The organism is Gordonia amicalis (genome assembly GCF_022059885.1).
Classification (GTDB): domain Bacteria; phylum Actinomycetota; class Actinomycetes; order Mycobacteriales; family Mycobacteriaceae; genus Gordonia; species Gordonia amicalis.
This window is the reverse complement of the sequence record NZ_CP091855.1, coordinates 4,806,136-4,823,304: the sequence shown is the minus strand read 5'-3', so window position 1 is coordinate 4,823,304 and position 17,169 is coordinate 4,806,136. Positions and strand designations below refer to the sequence as shown.

The window sequence follows — 17,169 nt, the reverse complement described above, 5'->3', positions numbered from 1 at the left end:
ATGCCGTCGCCAGCGTAGTCGCCGCGCCGATCATGCCGTGCGGGCCAGCGATGCCACGCCGTTCGCGACGATGCGCGCGCCGTCGGCGATCAGTGCCTCGAGGTCGGCGTCGGGGTCCGACAGCCACTGCTCGTAGGCGGCGAGCGCTGCGCCCAGGCACAACCACCCGATGGTCTGAGGGAGGTGATCGGTGTCGTCCAGGCCGAGACGGGTCGCGCAGAACTCGGCGATGACGTGCCGCCAGTCGGCGTACATGATCATCGAATGCGCCTGGAGCGCGGGAACTCCCAGCAACAGGGACATGCGCCTGCGGTGGTTGTCGAGTTCCTCCGGCGGCACCCGGTTGAAGGCGACCAGTGCTTCAACGAGGGCGTCGGCCATGGGAGTGTCAGCGGGGATCTGTGCGAGAAGTCCGCGCAATTCGCCGAGGTGGTCGTCGAACTCCCCCCAGGGGATCTCGTTCTTCGACGAGTAGTACCGGAACAACGTGCGACGTGCGATGCCGGCGGCCTCGGCGATGTCGTCGACGCTGGTCTCCTCGAAGCCCCGTGTGGTGAACAGGCCGATCGCGAGCGCACTGATCCGGGCCCGCGACGAGATCGGTCGTCGTCCGGGCGCGGGGCGCTGCGGCCTGGTGTCCTGTTGCTGCGTCGTCATCGAGACCACACCCTATGTGACCTGCTTCTTCGTGTTGGTGTCTCCATCGGATTGCCTGGCCGTCCGGATAGTTTTCGTCCTGACTCTGGCGTTTCTGCACTGAGTGCCACTATAGTCGTCGGTGATCCGAGTCACCATCACGAATCAAGGAGGTATGGATCATGGCCGATCAGTCCGCGGTCACCGCTCAGTGCTCTGCCGAGACCGAACTCATCGCCGAGTCGCTCGTCGAAGAGGTGTCGATCGATGGGATGTGCGGGGTCTACTGATGTCTGCCCCGACATCGAATCCGACCTCCGGCGACCGTTCTGCGGTCGCCGGGGTCCGGTTCGACACCCCCGGTCCCGATTCCCCCGATTCCCGAGCCGGCTTCGACACGTTCGTCGCGTGGGAGCTCAACCCGAAGGTGGCGCTGCGGCCCGAGCCCTTCGGCGCCCTTCTGTACCACTTCGGTACCCGTAAGCTGTCCTTCCTCAAGAACCTCACGGTGGTGGGGATCGTGCAGTCCCTCGCCGATCACGACTCCGCCGAGGCAGCCCTCCTCGCCGCGGGGATCACGCCCGCGCAGCGTCCGCTGTATGTCCAGGCGCTCACGGCGCTGGCCGACAGCGCGATGATCACGCCCCGCGCGGCCTGATCCAGCATCCGTCCCGATCGCCAGCCCCGATCGACTCCCCGCATTCAGCCCCGACCCTAGGACCGACACGATGACGACCATCGAGATGCCGCCCACCGCAGCCGAACTCGTGACCTCCGAGCGTCCGAGCGCGCCCGCCGACCAGGTGCCCAAGGTCGGCCGCCTCGTCGACCAGTTCGAGCGCGGCCTCGACGCACCGATCTGCCTGACCTGGGAGCTCACCTACGCCTGCAACCTGGCGTGCGTGCACTGCCTGTCGTCGTCGGGCAAGCGCGACCCGCGCGAGCTGTCGACCGAACAGTGCAAGGCGATCATCGACGAACTGCAGCGCATGCAGGTCTTCTACGTGAACATCGGCGGCGGCGAGCCGACCGTCCGCCCGGATTTCTGGGAACTCGTCGACTACGCCACCAGTCATCAGGTGGGAGTCAAGTTCTCCACCAACGGTTTGCGCATCGACAAGAAGGTCGCGGCGCGGCTCGCGGCATCGGATTACGTCGACGTCCAGATCTCGCTCGACGGCGCGACCGCGGAGGTCAACGACGCCGTGCGCGGACCGGGCTCCTTCGACATGGCGGTCCGGGCGCTCGAGAACCTGGCCGAGGCCGGGTTCGCCGACGCCAAGATCAGCGTCGTCATGACCCGGCAGAACGTCGCGCAGCTCGACGAGTTCAAGGCACTCGCCGATCGCTACAACGCCACCCTGCGCATCACCCGGCTGCGTCCGTCCGGCCGTGGCGCCGACGTCTGGGACGACCTGCACCCGCTGCCCGAGCAGCAGCGCGAACTCTATGACTGGCTTGTCGCACACGGGGATCGTGTGCTGACCGGTGACTCGTTCTTCCACCTGTCGGCCTTCGGCGGGGATTCCGGCGGCGGCCTGCCCGGCCTCAATCTCTGCGGTGCCGGACGCGTGGTGTGCCTGATCGACCCGGTGGGCGACGTGTACGCCTGCCCGTTCGCGATCCACGAGAACTTCCTCGCCGGCAACATCCTGTCCGACGGCGGATTCCAGGAGATCTGGCAGCGTTCGGATCTGTTCACCGAGTTGCGCGAGCCGCAGAACGCCGGTGCCTGCACCAAGTGTGCGCACTTCGACGCCTGCCGCGGTGGCTGCATGGCGGCCAAGTTCTTCACCGGCCTGCCGCTGGCCGGACCGGACCCCGAGTGCGTGCAGGGTTACGGCGAGGAGCTGCTCGCCGGCGATCGCACCAAACCGACGGCCAACAAGGATCATTCGCGCGGCACCCCGCTGACGCTGATGACCCGTCGTCCCGACGGCGACCTGACCCCGGTGGGTGGACGACCCACCAAGTCCTGTGACGAGAACCCGCTGGCCGGGTTCACCCCCGCCGCGCGGTAATCCACGCGGCCCCACCGTGTGTCGAGTCATCGCGGGACATTGAACATATCCCGCGGGCGACGGCCCGCATCCGAGAAGAGTGAGTGAGTAAGAGAATGGCTCTCAACCCCTGGGCGAGAAACCCCTGGTTCGAAACGGTCACCGAGGCTCAGCGTCGTGCGAAGAAGCGGCTGCCCAAGTCGGTGTACGCATCGCTGGTCGCCGGCACCCAGGCCGGTGTGACCCTCGACGACAACGTGCAGGCCTTTTCCGAATTGGGTTGGGCACCACACGTTGTCGGTGCCCAGCCGGAGCGGGAGATGACCACGTCGGTGATGGGGCAGGAGCTCTCCTTCCCGGTCATGATCTCGCCGACCGGTGTCCAGGCCGTCGATCCGGACGGTGAGGTCGCCGTCGCACGTGCAGCGGCCGCCCGCGGTACCGCGATGGGCCTGTCGAGTTTCGCCTCCCACGCCGTCGAAGAGGTGACCGCGGTCAACGACAAGGTCTTCTTCCAGATCTACTGGCTCGGCAGCCGTGAGGACATCCTCCGGCGGGCCGAGCGGGCGAAGGCGGCCGGCGCCAAAGGGCTGATCGTCACCACCGACTGGGTCTTCAACGTCGGACGCGACTGGGGCAGTCCGGAGATCCCGGAGAAGGTGAACCTGAAGGCGCTCGTGCGTCTGGGTCCGGAGATCGCGGTCAAGCCGCGCTACGCGCTGGACTGGGTCAAGGGCGGCAAGGTCATCATCCCTGACCTCACGGCGCCCAACCTCACCCCGCAGGGCGTCCCCGGCCCGACCTTCTTCGGTGCCTACGGCGAGTGGATGGGCACCCCGCCGCCCACGTGGGAGGACCTGCAGTGGCTACGTGAGCACTGGGACGGTCCGTTCATGGTCAAGGGCATCACCCGGCTCGACGACGCCAAGCGCGCGGTCGACATCGGTGCGTCGGCCATCTCGGTCTCCAACCACGGCGGCAACAACCTCGACGGCACCCCCGCGACCATCCGCCTGCTGCCCGACATCGCCAGCGCGGTCGGCGACGACATCGAGGTGCTTCTCGACGGCGGCATCCGTCGCGGTAGTGACGTGGCCAAGGCGCTTGCGCTGGGTGCCCGCGCCGTGATGATCGGCCGGGCGTACCTCTGGGGTCTCGCTGCCAACGGCCAGGCCGGCGTCGAGAACGTCCTCGACCTCATGCGCATGGGGCTCGACGGCGTGCTGATGGGTCTGGGGCACAAGAGCGTGCACGAGCTCTCGGCCGACGACCTGATCATCCCCGACGACTTCACCAGGTCCTTCGGCGCCTGACGCGTCGCACCCGCCGGTTCCCGCCCGTCGACCGGATCTCCGGTCGGCGGGCGAGTTCGTGAACGCCTCTCGGTGCAGAACCGGACCTGGGCAGAACCGGACGTGGGCAGAACCGGAACGTCGGCAGAACTAGAACGTGTTACAGTTCTGCCATGGGACAGTTCGACGGCAAGGTCGTCTACATCACCGGCATCGCCCGTGGTCAGGGCCGCAATCACGCGGTCCGGTTCGCCCGTGAGGGAGCCGCGATCGTCGGTCTCGACATCGCGGGTCCGATCATCGACCGCGCGACCTATCCGCCCGCCACCGCCGAGGACCTCGCCGAGACCATCCGGCTCGTCGAGGGCGTCGGGGGTAAGATCCTTGCGCGGCAGGGAGATACGCGCGACCTGGGCTTCCAGCAGCAGCTCGTCGCGGATGCCGTCGAACAGTTCGGACGGCTGGACCACGTGATCGCCAATGCGGGCGTGCTCACCTGGGGCAAGGTGTGGGAGCTGTCCGAGGAACAGTTCACCGACGTCGTCGACATCAACCTCGTCGGCGCCTGGAAGACGCTGAAGGCCACGGTCCCGGCGATGCTCGAGGCCGGTAACGGCGGCTCGATCGCCATCATCAGCTCCGTCGCCGGGCTGAAGGCGATGCCCCTGCAGGCGTCGTACTCGGCGTCGAAGCACGGTCTGGTGGGTCTGGCGCAGACCGCCGCGAAGGAGCTCGGCCACCATCGCATCCGGGTCAACAGTGTCCACCCCTACGCGGTGGACACCCCGATGGGCGTGGCCGACACCGAGGCACATCGCATCTTCGGGATTCCTTGGGTCAACCCGCATTTCACGTCGATCCTGGACTACCACCCGGTCGCGTCGCTCGACGAGATCTCCGATGCCGTGCTGTATCTGGCCTCCGACAGCGCCAAGGGCATCACCGGTGCCGAGTTCCAGATCGACATGGGGCACTCGAAGGTCTGACCCTTCGAGGCTCGTCGCTACGCTCCTCGCACCTCAGGGAGCGGGGGAGGTCGCTACGCTCCTCGCACCTCAGCCTGGATGCACCGATGTGGTGTGCCGGTGGTGGTGGAGGGTGTTGTGGGCGTGCGGTTTTGGGGGTGGTGGTATGTGGGCGTGGGTGGTCTGCCGATCTCGGAATGTCGGCTTGTTTCACTGGGTGTCCTGGTTGGGCCCGGGGGTGGGCGGGGTTGGTAGGGGTTTACGCGGGTTTTCGATGGTGGGTGTGGTCGAAGAGGTTCTGCCAGTACGGTTGCCAGGGCCAGTCGCGGGGTAGGTGCAAGGTCACGCGGCGTGCTGAGCGGGAGATGCGGGCGGCGATGCTGATCAGGGTGCGGCGCACGGTGGCGGTGGTGGCGGTGGTCATCCCGGCCACACATCCCGCGGCGCGGGAGAGGTTGAACGCGATGACTGCGCAGGTCAGCCAGGCGTTGTTCGCGGCGAACTGTGCCGAGGGCAGGTGGGCCAGGGGCCCGTTTTTGAGGTCGGCGTGGACGTTTTCGATGATGGCGTGTCCGCGGTGGATGGCGTCGGCGGTGACCGGATCGGGGTCGGGTTGGCTGGTGAAAAACGCGTGGTAGCGCCAGATCGGGAACAACTCGCCGGTCTGGGTGCTTTGTTCGTCGGGTACTCGCCGCACGATCAGGTGACCAGGCACTGGCTTCTTGCCGCTCATGTTGCCGGTGAATGCGGTGAACGGGGTGGCCGCGACCTGGGCGCGGTGGACCACGGTGTGGGTGTCGGGGTCATAGACCGGGCGGGTGTAGGTGATCGGTGTCCAGGCGGTGGCGTCGATGTTGGCGATGGCGCGCAGGACGTCGGGTTGGCGCCGCAGGGTGATCGAGACGTGCGCACCGTGGGCCAGGCAGGCGCGGACCATGTCGTAGGAGTAGAACGCGGAATCGGCACGCACCAGCACTGGTGGTGCAGTGGTGGTGGGCCTCAGACGGGTGAGCGTCTTCAGTGCTGAGGTGATCATTGACGCTGCGCCGTGCGAGGAACCGCGAGCACCGCGGCGTAGGCGCTGCCCACAGATCACCGGGGCCCGTCCTGGGGCGGTGAGCGTGGTCAGCAACACGTTGAGTCCGCGGGTGCCGGTGTAACCGACCTGCGCGCCCTGTTTGCCATAGCCGTGGACCTCGATGACAGTGTCATCGATGTCGAGCATCACCGAGGCGCTGGGATTACTGAGATCACCGAGCAGGCTGGTCTGTCGTGTCAGTTCGCCGAGAAACCGGGTGGCGACTGCGTCGAGTTGGCGGGTGTGGCCGTAGGTGAACATCCGCAGAAACGATCCCAGCGTGGACGGTGCGTAGGTGCGGTCGAACAGGGTACCCATCGCTCCGTGACGCAGCACACCCATGTCGGCGATGCTGTCCGCACCCATGACCATGCCGGTGACCAGCGCCGATACCTTCGCTCCTGGGTGGGCGCCTTTGTCGGTGGGGATCGTGAGCCACTCGTCGGCCAGGTCGGCCAAGCTGCACGAGGTGGCCAAGCCCATCACCGGCACGACCCCCGCTGCGGCGATCAGGTTCGGGTCGTCGAACGAGGCTGCTGCTACCGGGTTGGTATGAGAGAATCGCATCTGCGAGATGCCTTTCTTCGTGCCTGAATGTGTTCCTTAGACAAGTCCCATTCTTGCACTGCAGCAAGGCATCTCGCTTCTCAACACCCCATCAAACACCAGAAACCTCACCCCAAATCGGTGCATCCAGGCTCAGGGAGCGAGGGATTGGTCGCATCGAACGGGCCGGCTGAATGACGTCGCACGCGACATCGCTCCGGCTGTACGACCTCGGCTGAAGTCGTTCCCCCTGATTGGGTGGTTTCTAGGGGTCGTCGCAACGCTGGTGGCTATTGGGTGGTGACTAGATTACGCAGACGCTCGGCTGGGGTATCCCAGCCGAGTGTTTTGCGTGGACGCCCGTTGAGTTCTTGGGCGACGTGTTCGAGGTCCTCCGGCCCGTAGATGCTCAGGTCGGTACCCTTCGGGAAGTACTGGCGCAGAAGGCCGTTGGTGTTTTCGTTGCTACCCCGCTGCCACGGGCTGGCCGGGTCGCAGAAGTACACGGTCATATCGGTGGCCATGCTGAACTGCTTGTGCCCGGCCATCTCCGCCCCTTGATCCCAGGTCAACGATCCCCGCAAATGCTCGGGCAGCGTGCCGATGGAGGCGATCAACGCATCACGTACCGTTTCAGCATCGTGGCCGTCAGGTAGGTGCAACAGCATCGTGTAACGGGTGTTGCGTTCGACCAGGGTGCCGATCGCGGACTTGTGCTGGGCCCCGACGATCAGATCGCCTTCCCAATGACCGGGCACCGCCCGATCCTCCACCTCAGCGGGACGCTCGCTGATCATGATCATCTCGTCGGTGAACCGTTGGTAGCGTTCCCCGGGCTTGCGCTGCGGTTTACGGCGGGTGCGTCCACTCCGAAGTGCTAGTTGCACTTCTTTTTTCAAACCCCCGCGAGCCTGAAAGTACAGCGCCTGATAGATCGTTTCGTGACTCACCCGCATGCTCTCGTCGTCAGGATGGTCCCGCCGTAACCGGTGCGAGATCTGCTCCGGTGACAACTTGCGCGCCAAGCCTTCCTCGACTGCCGCCCGCAGAACCGCGTTCACCACCAGTTTGGACTGCTTGGGCCGGGCGCGAGCCGCCACCGCAGCCCGATCAGCCTGATATGGCAGATACCGGCCATCCTCGCCACGATAAGCCCGCACCTCACGAGACACCGAGGAGACGTGCTTGCCAATCCGGGCAGCGATCACACGCAAGGAATCCTTCACGATCAGCCCGTCAGCGATCGCTACCCGGTCCTCGAGCGACAGATACCGGTCACTGATCACTGCACTGGTCACCGACTGTTTGTAGACGGTCTTGTTGGTGTAGTCCACGACCGTGCCATCGGGATAAATTCGGCCGCCACGGATATGGCGTATCCCGCGCAGCCACCCCGATCCCGTGGCCGGATGAACCCCAACTTCGCGCGCAGCCGCAGTCGCCGTCCGCCCCTGCGGCACCAGGGCCAGGAAGCGGTCTTTGGTGCCATCGGCACTCTTTGGCAGGATGCCCTCGCGGCTGATCAGACCCTCTTCCACCAGAACCCGGCGAGCCGTTGTATGCGACACCCCCGAAGCTTTCGCTGCCGGCAGGATCTTGCCGGTCTCGATGAACCGGGCAACGATCACCTCCCGATCGACCACCCCTGGTGGCCGATGCCGACGATGAGGCTTGCCCGCAGGTCGGCCGATCGCTTTCAGAATCGTCGAACACCGCTCCGGCGACAGACCCACCTCGGCAGCCGCCTGCTTCACCGTCTTCCCGGCATCAACCAACAACACCAACCGGTCACCAAACCGGGCACAGCGCGACATCAATCAGGGCGCTGCGCACCGGACTTCACGGGGTGAATGGTGAACAGCGGGCCGCGCGGTCGGAAATCTCGTCCACCTCAGGTGCGTCCGAGGGCTATATGCCCTCGGACGGTGCTCACGCGGACGCAATCTCCGACAGTTCGCCGGGCATCGCACCTCGGGGAGCGAGATCGTCACGAAGCGAATCGGGAGGAAACGAGAATCGCCACTTCCCGTTCAGGAGCGCTGGCTGGAACCAGCGCATCCGTCCGGGAAGTGGCGATTGTCCGTGGTGCCGGATCAGGCCCAGAGGGTCTTCGGGTCGACGGCCTCGGTGGCGGGTCCGGCCGGGGTCTCCGGCTGGGTGCGCGAGAAGCGCGGGGCGACCTGTGCCTGGGTGACCCCGTCGATGTCGACGAGGTTGGCGCGAGCGGCCATGTGCGGGTCGCCGGGCGCCTCGGCGAAGGTGAGCACCGGCGAGGTGCAGGCGTCGGTGCCGTCGAAGACCTTGGCCCACTCGTCGCGGGTGCGGGACTTGAAGGTCTCGGTGAAGATCTCCTTCAGCTTGCCCCAGTTCGCGATGTCGTTCTGTGCCGGAAGGTCGGCGTCGGCCAGGCCGAGGCCCTTCAACAGCTCGGCGTAGAACTGCGGCTCGATGGCGCCGACGGCCATGTACTTGCCGTCCGAGGTCTCGTAGACCTCGTAGTAGGGGGCGCCGGTGTCGAGCATGTTGGTGCCGCGTGTGTCACTCCACAGGCCGGTGCCGCGGAACGCCCACATCATCTGTCCCAGAACGGAAGCGCCGTCGACCATCGCTGCGTCGACAACCTGCCCCTTGCCGGAGATGCCGCGCTCGAGCAGTGCGGCGAGCACGCCCACGACGAGGAACATGGACCCGCCGCCGAAGTCGCCCGCGAGGTTGAGCGGCGGCACCGGACGATCATCCTTGCGGCCGATCGCGTGGAGCAGACCGGTGAGCGAGATGTAGTTGATGTCGTGGCCGGCGAGGTTCGCGCGGGGGCCGTCCTGGCCCCAGCCGGTCATCCGGCCGTAGACGAGGCCGGGATTGACCTCGGTGAGGTCGTCGGGGCCGAAGCCGAGACGCTCCATGACGCCGGGGCGGAAACCCTCGAGGATGACGTCGGCCTTGGCCACCAGATCGAGGATCGTCGCACGATCGGTCTCGTCCTTCAGGTTTGCCTCGACGACGCGACGCCCGCGCAACAGCGCATCGGCGTTCACGCCCGGCTTCGGGAGTGAACCGGGGCGCTGGACCCGGACCACGTCGGCACCCAGATCGGCGAGCAACATGGCCGCATGGGGTCCCGGGCCGATGCCGGCGAACTCGATGACCCGGATCGAACTGAGTGGGCCGGGTTTTCCACTGTTATGGGGTGTCGTACTGCTCATGTGTCGTCCTCCGGTCGTTGTACTGCCACCTGTGTCAGGCGTCACGCGTACGCATTAGCATTCCACAACCGATCGAACGCTCGTCAAGCCGGGCGGCACGACGATTTCGGCGCGTTTTTCTCCCTGTTTTTGGGCCGAGGGGCAGAAGGTTGAGAGCGCGATGGCTAGCATTGGTCAGATGACAGGACCGTCGACGCTGGGGCAGTGCAGCTGGCCGGACCTCGATGGGAAGGTGATCACTCTCGTGGTACCTCTCGGTTCTGTCGAGCAGCACGGTCCACACCTGCCTCTGGACACCGACACGCGCATCGCCGCGGCGGTGGCCGACGTCGTCTGCGAGCGCCTCGGGGATTCCGACATCCTCCGCGCGCCGGACCTCAATTACGGCGCGAGCGGCGAACACGAAGGCTTCGCCGGGACGATCTCCATCGGGCATGACGCTCTTCGCGGGATGCTCGTCGAATACGGGCGCAGCGCCTGCAGATGGGCCAGACGCATCGTGTTCGTCAACGGACACGGCGGGAACACTCGGACGTTGATCGACGCGGTGACCCGACTCCGGTACGAGGGGCGTGATGCCGCCTGGTTCCCGTGTGCCTTCCCAGGGGCGGATGCGCATGCCGGATTCACCGAAACCTCTGTGCTGCTGCATGTCTCGCCGTCGTTGGTCGACCCCGCACGGGCGGCCGCCGGCAATCGCGAGCCGGTCGGCGCACTTCTGCCGGTCATGCGCGAGGGAGGTGTCGCCGCGGTCAGCCCGAACGGTGTGCTGGGAGATCCCACCGAGGCCACCGCCGATGAGGGACGTCGACTGGTGGCCGAGGTGACCGATCGACTCGCTGCCGCGCTTGTCTCCTGGGAGGTCGACGAGCAGGGGCGGATCGGATGACCGCGCTCGACGATTCGGCACCCCGCGGCGGCGCCGCGGCCCAGGGTATCAGTGGCGAAGAAGCCGTTGGTGCACAACCGGTTTCGGACGGGAACGTAGATGAGGGCGCCGGCACGTCAGAGGAAGCGGCGCCGGAGAACCGCACTGATCTGCCCGACGGATTCCAGGTTCAGATCGATCTGCGCTCCGCGCGCGGCGGTGACTTCCGGTATCTCGTCGGCGGATCTCCGACGCGACTGCTGCGCATGTCGGACACCGCGCTCGGGATGACCTCCGACGACGGTCGAATCGAGGTGTGCGACAACGTGACCCGCCGTCTCGCGCGTGCACTTCTCGACGCCGGGATCGCCAACCCCCGGCCGATGTTCGGGCCGCAACCCGCCGATGTCACCGTGGTGGTGCCGGTCAAGGACAATCAGGCCGGTGTCGACCGGCTGCTCGACGCCCTCGACGGTCTGACGGTCGTGGTCGTCGACGACGGCTCGGGCGTCCCGATCGTGGCCGAGCGGTCCGGCGTTCGTGTGATCCGCTTCGAGGGCAATCGTGGTCCGGCCGCTGCCCGGAACGCCGGGGCGGCGGCCGCCACCACCGATTTCGTGGCCTTCCTCGACTCCGACGTCGTTCCCGACCCGGACTGGCTGACCGTACTGCTGACCCACTTCTCCGACCCGACGGTGGGGGTCGTGGCCCCTCGCATCGTCGGCCTCCGATCGGCTGACGAGTCGTCCTCGCTGGCGGAGCGTTACGAGAACGGCTGGTCGTCCCTGGACATGGGGCCGGAGGAGTCGGCGGTCCTGCCCTCCACCCGGGTCCCATACGTCCCCAGTGCGGCAATCGTGGTGCGGCGCAGTGCATTCTGTGGATTCGACGAGTCGCTCCGGGTGGCCGAGGATGTCGACGCGTGCTGGCGCATGCATGCCGCGGGATGGCGGATCCGCTACGACCCGGTCGCGCGGGTGGCCCACGACCACCGCACCGACCTGCGTTCGGTGCTGTCTCGCCGATGCTTCTACGGAACCGGGGCCGCCCACCTCGCGGCACGTCACGGCGATCGAGCCGCCCCGCTGGTGTTGTCGGTGCCGATGGCCGCGGCCGTCGTCGCACTGCTGTCGCGAACCCGCTTCGGCACCGCGCTGGCGATGCTCATCCTGACCCATCTCGCGACCCGGCTCCGCAAGCGGCTGGGCGATCTGCCCTCGGCACCTCTCGTCTCGGCGCAACTGACCGGACGAGCGGCCGGGTTCGGGTTACTGCAGGCGGCCGATGCGATCTGCCGGCACTACTGGCCGGTGGCATTGCTGATGGCTCTGGTGTCGAGACGCTTCCGCATACTCGTGGTCCAGGTGGCGATCGTCGAGGGGGTGGTGTCCTGGTTCCGGGACCTCCTCGCGGACCCGACGACCCCGCCGGCCCTCGGCCCGTTCCGTTATCTGCTGATGCGTCGCCTCGACGATCTGGCCTACGGTGCGGGTCTGTGGCAGGGCGTCATCACCCACCGAGACGCGGAGGCATTGCGCCCGGTCATCTCCCGATGACCCGTCGATCCCGCCATCCCGCGCCGAAGCCGGCCGACAATGGTCGTCTGACCGCAGATGTCGTCATCGTCGGTGCCGGGAGTGCCGGATGCGTCCTCGCGGAGAAGCTGTCGAGGGAATCCGGGCGCGACGTCGTGCTGCTCGAGCGGGGACCCGGGCGGTGGCCGGGACCGGAAGACCGGGACCTCCGGCGGCTCCCGATCGGCGACCACGCGCCCTACGCGGTCCGGCACGCCACCGATCTCGACGGTCTGACCGCGGCGCGGGGATGTGCGGTCGGTGGTTCCTCGGTGGTCAACGGCGGCTACTTCCTCCGCTGGCACCAGGACGACTTCGCGGACTGGCCGGAAGGCTGGGACCTCGAAGCGATCGACGCCGCCTACTCCGAGCTGGACGGAAGCGGCGGTACGATGAGCGTCTCTCCGGTGTCCGACGACGAACTCGGCGATGCCGGAACGGCTTTCGAGCGGTACTGGTCGTCGTGGGAGGTGACTCGGCCGCTCGGTGTCCGGTGGCCGGTCATCGGCGTGAACCGGGTGCTCGGCAATCGGTCCGGGATGCTGCGCCGGACCGCGGCCGAGGCCTATCTCGAGCCGGCCCTTCGCCGGCCGAATCTCCGTGTCGTGGCCGACTGTGAGGTCCGGCGGCTCGAGGTCTCCGACGGGCGGCGCGTCACCGGTGTCGCGACCGACCGGTTCGCCGTGAGCGCCGGTGAGGTGGTACTCGCCGCCGGCACCCTGGGCACCGCGCGGCTCCTGCTCGGTTCGGATCTCGAGGTGCTCGGTGGGGCGGGGTTTCTGGAGGCCGGTGAGCATCGCGGGTTGGCCGTCTCTTATCGGCGGATGGATCCGGCCGAACCCGGCATGGTGCTGCCGACCGTGCTCCACACCGACGATGGACTCGAGATCCGTTGTTATCGAGATGATTTCGCGGTCTACATCGAGGGCGTGCCGCCCAGTGGGCCGATGGTCGAGGTGACCGCGATGCGCCGGTCGCCGGTGAAGCTCGTCGCCGACGGTGAACGGGTCCGCCTTGAGTTCGGCGAACCTTCGCCCGAGGCCAGCGCATCGATGCGTGCGGGTGCCGACCGCGTCGTGGAGATGCTGCGTTCGCCAGACTTCGCCGGCATCGTCGTGCCGGACAGCGTCTCGGTGGCCGCGGTGCCCGGGTTCTCCCAGCATGCGTGGGGCACCATGCCGATGGGTGTGCGGACCGACGCTCTCGGCGCCGTGTACGGGGCCGAGGGGTTGCGCATCGTCGACGGGTCGATCCTGCCAACCGGGGGCCGCAGCGGTCCGCATGCCACGATCATGATGATGGCGGTGCACATAGCCTCACGGATCTAGGGTGGATGCATGTCTGCCACCTCGCTGTCCGATCCGACCGTCCGTGAATTCCTCGCGTCCGGAACCAAGACCGGGCACCTGGGCTACCTCGCAGCCGACGGGCGGCCCCTCGTCATCCCGGTGTGGTTCGTCGTCGACGGTGACCGCCTCGCTTTCAACACCGGTGCCACGACTGCGAAAGGTCGTGCGCTTCTGCGTGATCCGCGTGCCGTGATGTCGGTGGACCTGCCGGAGCCCCCGTACGGGTTCGTCCAGGTGCAGGGGCGGGCGGTGGTGACCGAGGATCTCGACGAGGTGCGTCGGATCGCCACGATGTGCGGGGCGCGGTACATGGGTGCCGACCGGGCCGAGGAGTTCGGTGCGCGCAACGGCGTCCCGGGCGAACTGGGCGTGTGGATCGAACCGAGCAAGGTCATCGCGGTCCTCGATGTCACGGCGTGATGCGTCGGTGGCGACCGCGCGGCGTCGTGTCTGGCCCGCCGCGGCGTTCGCACCCACCCTGCCGAAGCAGTGCTGGGGTTTCATGGTCGGTTCCGCGCTGTTCGCCCTGGGATCGGCACCCGGATTCGGGCAGCTCGCCGGTGCCGACGTCGTCAATCTGTGTTACTTCGTCGGCGCGTGGTTCTTCACCGGGGCCGGCTTCATCCAGTTGGTGCGTAGCGGCCCGCCCGCTGAGCTGGAGACGTCGCTGCCGGGATCGGCCATCCGGGCCGAATGGCTGAGTGCCGCAACCCAGTCCGTCGGTACCATCCTGTTCAACATCTCCACGACGAGTGCGTTGTTCGCCCAGACGGTCGCCGGTGAGCGCCACCTGGTGTGGTCGCCCGATGCCGGCGGCTCGATCGCCTTTCTCATCAGCGGCGCGGTCGCCTTCGTCGCGTATTCGCGATCGTCGGGCAGTGGCCTCGACCTTCGGGACCGGGACTGGTGGTCGGTGCTGGTGAACTGGGTGGGATGCGTGGCGTTCGGGGTGTCCGCGGTGGGCGCTTTCGTCACCGAGGACGGTGTCACCGCCGACGCCGTCGCCGCCACCGCCGGGACCTTCGTCGGCGCGCTCTGCTTCTTCGTGGCGTCGGCGGTCGTGCTGCCCGGGGCCAGGCATCGCTGAGCCGGCCGGGGGAACCGGGACGACGCAGTAGAGTTCGAGGCGTGCGCCACGGCATCTGCATACTGCCCGACCTGACCTGGGAACAGTCCCGTCCGCGGTGGATTCTGGCCGAGGAGATGGGTTTCGATCACGCCTGGACCTACGATCACCTCGTCTGGGGTCGTCTGCCGGACTCGCGCTGGTCGGGGTGTGTGCCACTGCTGTCGGCAGCCGCCGCGGTGACCAGCGCCATCCAACTCGGCGCGTTCGTGGTCTCGCCCAATTTCCGTCACCCGGTGTCGTTTTCGCGTGAAGTAGAGACCCTCGTCGACATCTCGGACGGTCGCTTTCTGCTGGGGCTGGGCGCCGGTGGCACACCGGACGACGTCGTGCTCGGGCAGCCCGAGCTGACCGCCCGGCAGCGCGTCGATCGATTCCAGGAGTTCGTCGGCCTCCTCGACCGGACCCTGCGCGAGGACCACGTCGACGCCGACGGCGAGTACTACCGGGCGCGGAACATGCGGCTGGGGCGTGGACCCGTACGCGACCGGGTCCCGTTTCTCCTCGCCGGCAACGGACCCCGCTCGGCGCGGTTCGCGGCCCGCCACGGTGAGGCCTGGGTGACCACCGGCCAAGCGGCGGAAACGCTGGACGACTGGTTCGCGGCGGTCGGACGAACCGTCGACATCCTCGATGAGGAGCTGAGCCGGTACCCCGGTCGTCGGATCGACCGGTACCTCAGTCTCGACGCGTCTCCGCGCAATGCGCTCGAGAGCGTCGGTCTGTTCGACGACATGGTCGGGCGGGCAACCGAACTGGGATTCACCGACGTCATCGTGCACTGGCCCCGTGACACCGAACCGTACGAGGCGCCGATGGGTGTCCTGGAGTCGATCGCGGAGCGCGGGCTCGGTCAGGTCTCGTGATCCCGAGACCGCGGCGCCCCACGGATCAGCTGGTGGTGGTCTCCTCGGCGGTGGCCTCGGTGACCGCCGGCTCCGGCGTCGGGTCGACGACGGGTTCACCCGCGGCGTCGACCGCGATGTCGGTGGTGATGTGTGCCGTGGGCACCGACCCGTGGATCAGATGCGCGGGAACGAATTTCATGCCCAGCGTGTAGACCGCCAGGCCGAGTCCGGCGCCGATGAACCAGGTGAAGCTGGCCTGGTAGGCGGTGCCGAAGATGACGACGCAGATCGGCAGGATGGAGGCGATGACGGTCGAGGCCACCGCCACCGGATTCCAGCCGTTGCGGTACCAGTAGGTGCCTTCGGGCTTCATGGTGAACAGGTCGTCGACGACGATCTTCTGCTTCTTGACCAGGTAGAAATCGGCGATCAGGATGCCGAACAGCGGACCGATCACCGCGCCGAGCGTGTCCATCGTGTAGTGGATCGCGGTCGGATTGTTGAAGAGGTTCCACGGGGTGATCAGGACCGAGCCGACGGCCGCGATCATGCCGCCGGTGCGCCAACTGATCTTGGTGGGGGCCACATTCGAGAAGTCGAAGGCGGGGGATACGAAGTTCGCGACGATGTTGATGCCGATCGTGGCGATGGCGAAGGTCAGGACACCGAGCACCGCGGCGGTGGTGTTGTCGATCTTGTCCACGATGTGCACCGGATCGGTGATGATGTTGCCGTCCGCATCCTTGCCGATGACCGTCACCGCCGCCGAGACGGTGCACACGACGAGCAGCGAGAAGAACAGGAAGTTGACCGGCAGGCCCCAGAAGTTGCCCTTCTTGACCTCGCCGAAACTCCTTCCGTAGCGCGAGAAGTCGCCGAAGTTGAGCATCGGGCCGGAGAAGTAGGAGACCACCAGTGCGAACGCACTGAACATCATGGTGGTCGACGACCAGCCGGACAGACCTTCACCCACCGAGAGATCGAGGCTCACGTTGTCCCAGCCGGCCTTCACGATCAGGTAGCCGGCGAGCACGATCATCACCACATAAACCGCCGGCCCGCAGAAGTCGATGAACTTGCGGATGGTGTCCATGCCGTTCCAGAACACGAACGCCTGCAGGACCCACATCAGGAGGAAACCGGCCCAGCCGAGGACCGACAGCCCCAGGAAACCGTGCTGGTCGACGTCACCCCACGGTTCGAGGCCCGGCCAGAACTTCAATGCCAGCAGACCGAACGCGACCGAGGCGAGGTAGGTCTGGATGCCGTACCAGACGACCGCTATCGCGCCGCGGATGATCGCCGGGATGTTGGCGCCCTTGACGCCGAAGGACACTCGCGTCGTCACCGGATACGGAACGCCCGCGATCTGCGACGGCTTGGCGACGAGGTTGCACAGGAGATTGACGGCCACGATGCCCACCAGGAGGGCGACGAGGACCTGCCAGGCGGCGATACCCAGTGCGAACAGGCTGCCGGCGAAGACGTAACCGCCGTCGCTGTGCACGTCGGACATCCAGAACGCGAAGATGTTGTACCAGGTCCACTTCTGTTCTTTCAGTGGCGCGAGATCAGTGTTGGTGAGCCGCTCGTCGTAGCCGGCTTTGATGACGCTCTCGCCCGCGGCGCCGTGATGCGACTGTGCCGCCTCGGCAGGGGTCGGTGTGGACATGTGTTCTCCCGG

The 17,169-nt window shown here is 66.9% G+C and carries 16 protein-coding genes; 11 read left to right on the top strand and 5 right to left on the bottom strand.

The window, feature by feature from the left end; genetic code table 11:
- Nucleotides 1-30 precede the first annotated feature (30 nt).
- The gene (gene mftR, locus IHQ52_RS22100; RefSeq protein WP_024497669.1) at nt 31-657 is read right to left on the bottom strand and encodes a mycofactocin system transcriptional regulator; all 627 of its coding nucleotides are present in this window, start codon (nt 655-657) and stop codon (nt 31-33) included.
- A gap of 161 nt (nt 658-818) precedes the next feature.
- On the opposite strand from mftR, the gene mftA reads away from it, so the two are divergent.
- From mftA to IHQ52_RS22075, 5 genes are all read left to right on the top strand, one after another.
- Nucleotides 819-926 (top strand): mycofactocin precursor MftA, encoded by a 108-nt coding sequence (mftA, locus tag IHQ52_RS22095; RefSeq protein WP_040004498.1) that lies wholly within the window; start codon nt 819-821, stop codon nt 924-926.
- A complete protein-coding gene (gene mftB, locus IHQ52_RS22090; RefSeq protein ID WP_006434701.1) occupies nt 926-1,294 on the top strand; it encodes a mycofactocin biosynthesis chaperone MftB in 369 nt (122 codons plus the stop codon). The genes mftA and mftB overlap by 1 nt, the downstream gene beginning before the upstream one ends.
- 70 nt (nt 1,295-1,364) lie before the next feature.
- On the top strand, nt 1,365-2,657 hold the full coding sequence (mftC, locus tag IHQ52_RS22085; protein ID WP_006434700.1) for a mycofactocin radical SAM maturase: 1,293 nt from the start codon (nt 1,365-1,367) through the stop codon (nt 2,655-2,657).
- Between the two features lie 95 nt (nt 2,658-2,752).
- The gene (mftD, locus tag IHQ52_RS22080) at nt 2,753-3,949 is read left to right on the top strand and encodes a pre-mycofactocin synthase MftD (RefSeq protein ID WP_024497672.1); all 1,197 of its coding nucleotides are present in this window, start codon (nt 2,753-2,755) and stop codon (nt 3,947-3,949) included.
- A 152-nt stretch (nt 3,950-4,101) separates the two neighbouring features.
- Entirely contained in the window at nt 4,102-4,914 is an 813-nt protein-coding gene (locus IHQ52_RS22075; protein WP_006434698.1) for a mycofactocin-coupled SDR family oxidoreductase, read from the top strand.
- A gap of 238 nt (nt 4,915-5,152) precedes the next feature.
- Here IHQ52_RS22075 and IHQ52_RS22070 read toward each other — a convergent pair whose 3' ends face one another.
- The 3 genes from IHQ52_RS22070 to IHQ52_RS22060 form a co-directional block, all read right to left on the bottom strand.
- Nucleotides 5,153-6,538, bottom strand: coding sequence for an IS1380 family transposase (locus IHQ52_RS22070; protein WP_024498686.1), 1,386 nt, complete (start codon nt 6,536-6,538; stop codon nt 5,153-5,155).
- 269 nt (nt 6,539-6,807) lie between these two features.
- The gene (locus IHQ52_RS22065) at nt 6,808-7,977 is read right to left on the bottom strand and encodes an IS30 family transposase (RefSeq protein WP_376740310.1); all 1,170 of its coding nucleotides are present in this window, start codon (nt 7,975-7,977) and stop codon (nt 6,808-6,810) included.
- Between the two features lie 633 nt (nt 7,978-8,610).
- On the bottom strand, nt 8,611-9,720 hold the full coding sequence (locus IHQ52_RS22060) for a CaiB/BaiF CoA transferase family protein (RefSeq protein WP_006434696.1): 1,110 nt from the start codon (nt 9,718-9,720) through the stop codon (nt 8,611-8,613).
- Between the two features lie 178 nt (nt 9,721-9,898).
- Here IHQ52_RS22060 and mftE point away from each other — a divergent pair, with 178 nt between their 5' ends.
- From mftE to IHQ52_RS22030, 6 genes are read left to right on the top strand one after another with little or no spacing between them, the layout of a single operon-like run.
- A complete protein-coding gene (gene mftE, locus IHQ52_RS22055; RefSeq protein ID WP_024497675.1) occupies nt 9,899-10,609 on the top strand; it encodes a mycofactocin biosynthesis peptidyl-dipeptidase MftE in 711 nt (236 codons plus the stop codon).
- Nucleotides 10,606-12,144, top strand: coding sequence for a mycofactocin biosynthesis glycosyltransferase MftF (gene mftF / locus IHQ52_RS22050; protein ID WP_006434694.1), 1,539 nt, complete (start codon nt 10,606-10,608; stop codon nt 12,142-12,144). The genes mftE and mftF overlap by 4 nt, the downstream gene beginning before the upstream one ends.
- Nucleotides 12,141-13,490 (top strand): mycofactocin system GMC family oxidoreductase MftG, encoded by a 1,350-nt coding sequence (gene mftG / locus IHQ52_RS22045; RefSeq protein WP_006434693.1) that lies wholly within the window; start codon nt 12,141-12,143, stop codon nt 13,488-13,490. The genes mftF and mftG overlap by 4 nt, the downstream gene beginning before the upstream one ends.
- Nucleotides 13,491-13,499: 9 nt before the next feature.
- Nucleotides 13,500-13,931: a PPOX class F420-dependent oxidoreductase gene (locus tag IHQ52_RS22040; RefSeq protein WP_006434692.1), complete on the top strand. Its 432-nt coding sequence runs from the start codon at nt 13,500-13,502 to the stop codon at nt 13,929-13,931.
- Entirely contained in the window at nt 13,918-14,598 is a 681-nt protein-coding gene (locus IHQ52_RS22035) for a hypothetical protein (protein ID WP_374978493.1), read from the top strand. Before IHQ52_RS22040 ends, IHQ52_RS22035 begins: the two co-directional genes overlap by 14 nt.
- A gap of 41 nt (nt 14,599-14,639) precedes the next feature.
- Nucleotides 14,640-15,503, top strand: a complete 864-nt coding sequence (locus tag IHQ52_RS22030; RefSeq protein ID WP_006434690.1) for an LLM class flavin-dependent oxidoreductase — start codon at nt 14,640-14,642, stop codon at nt 15,501-15,503.
- Nucleotides 15,504-15,528: 25 nt separating this feature from the next.
- On the opposite strand, the gene IHQ52_RS22025 is transcribed toward IHQ52_RS22030, so the two are convergent.
- Nucleotides 15,529-17,157 (bottom strand): NCS1 family nucleobase:cation symporter-1, encoded by a 1,629-nt coding sequence (locus tag IHQ52_RS22025; RefSeq protein ID WP_006434689.1) that lies wholly within the window; start codon nt 17,155-17,157, stop codon nt 15,529-15,531.
- Nucleotides 17,158-17,169: the final 12 nt, after the last annotated feature.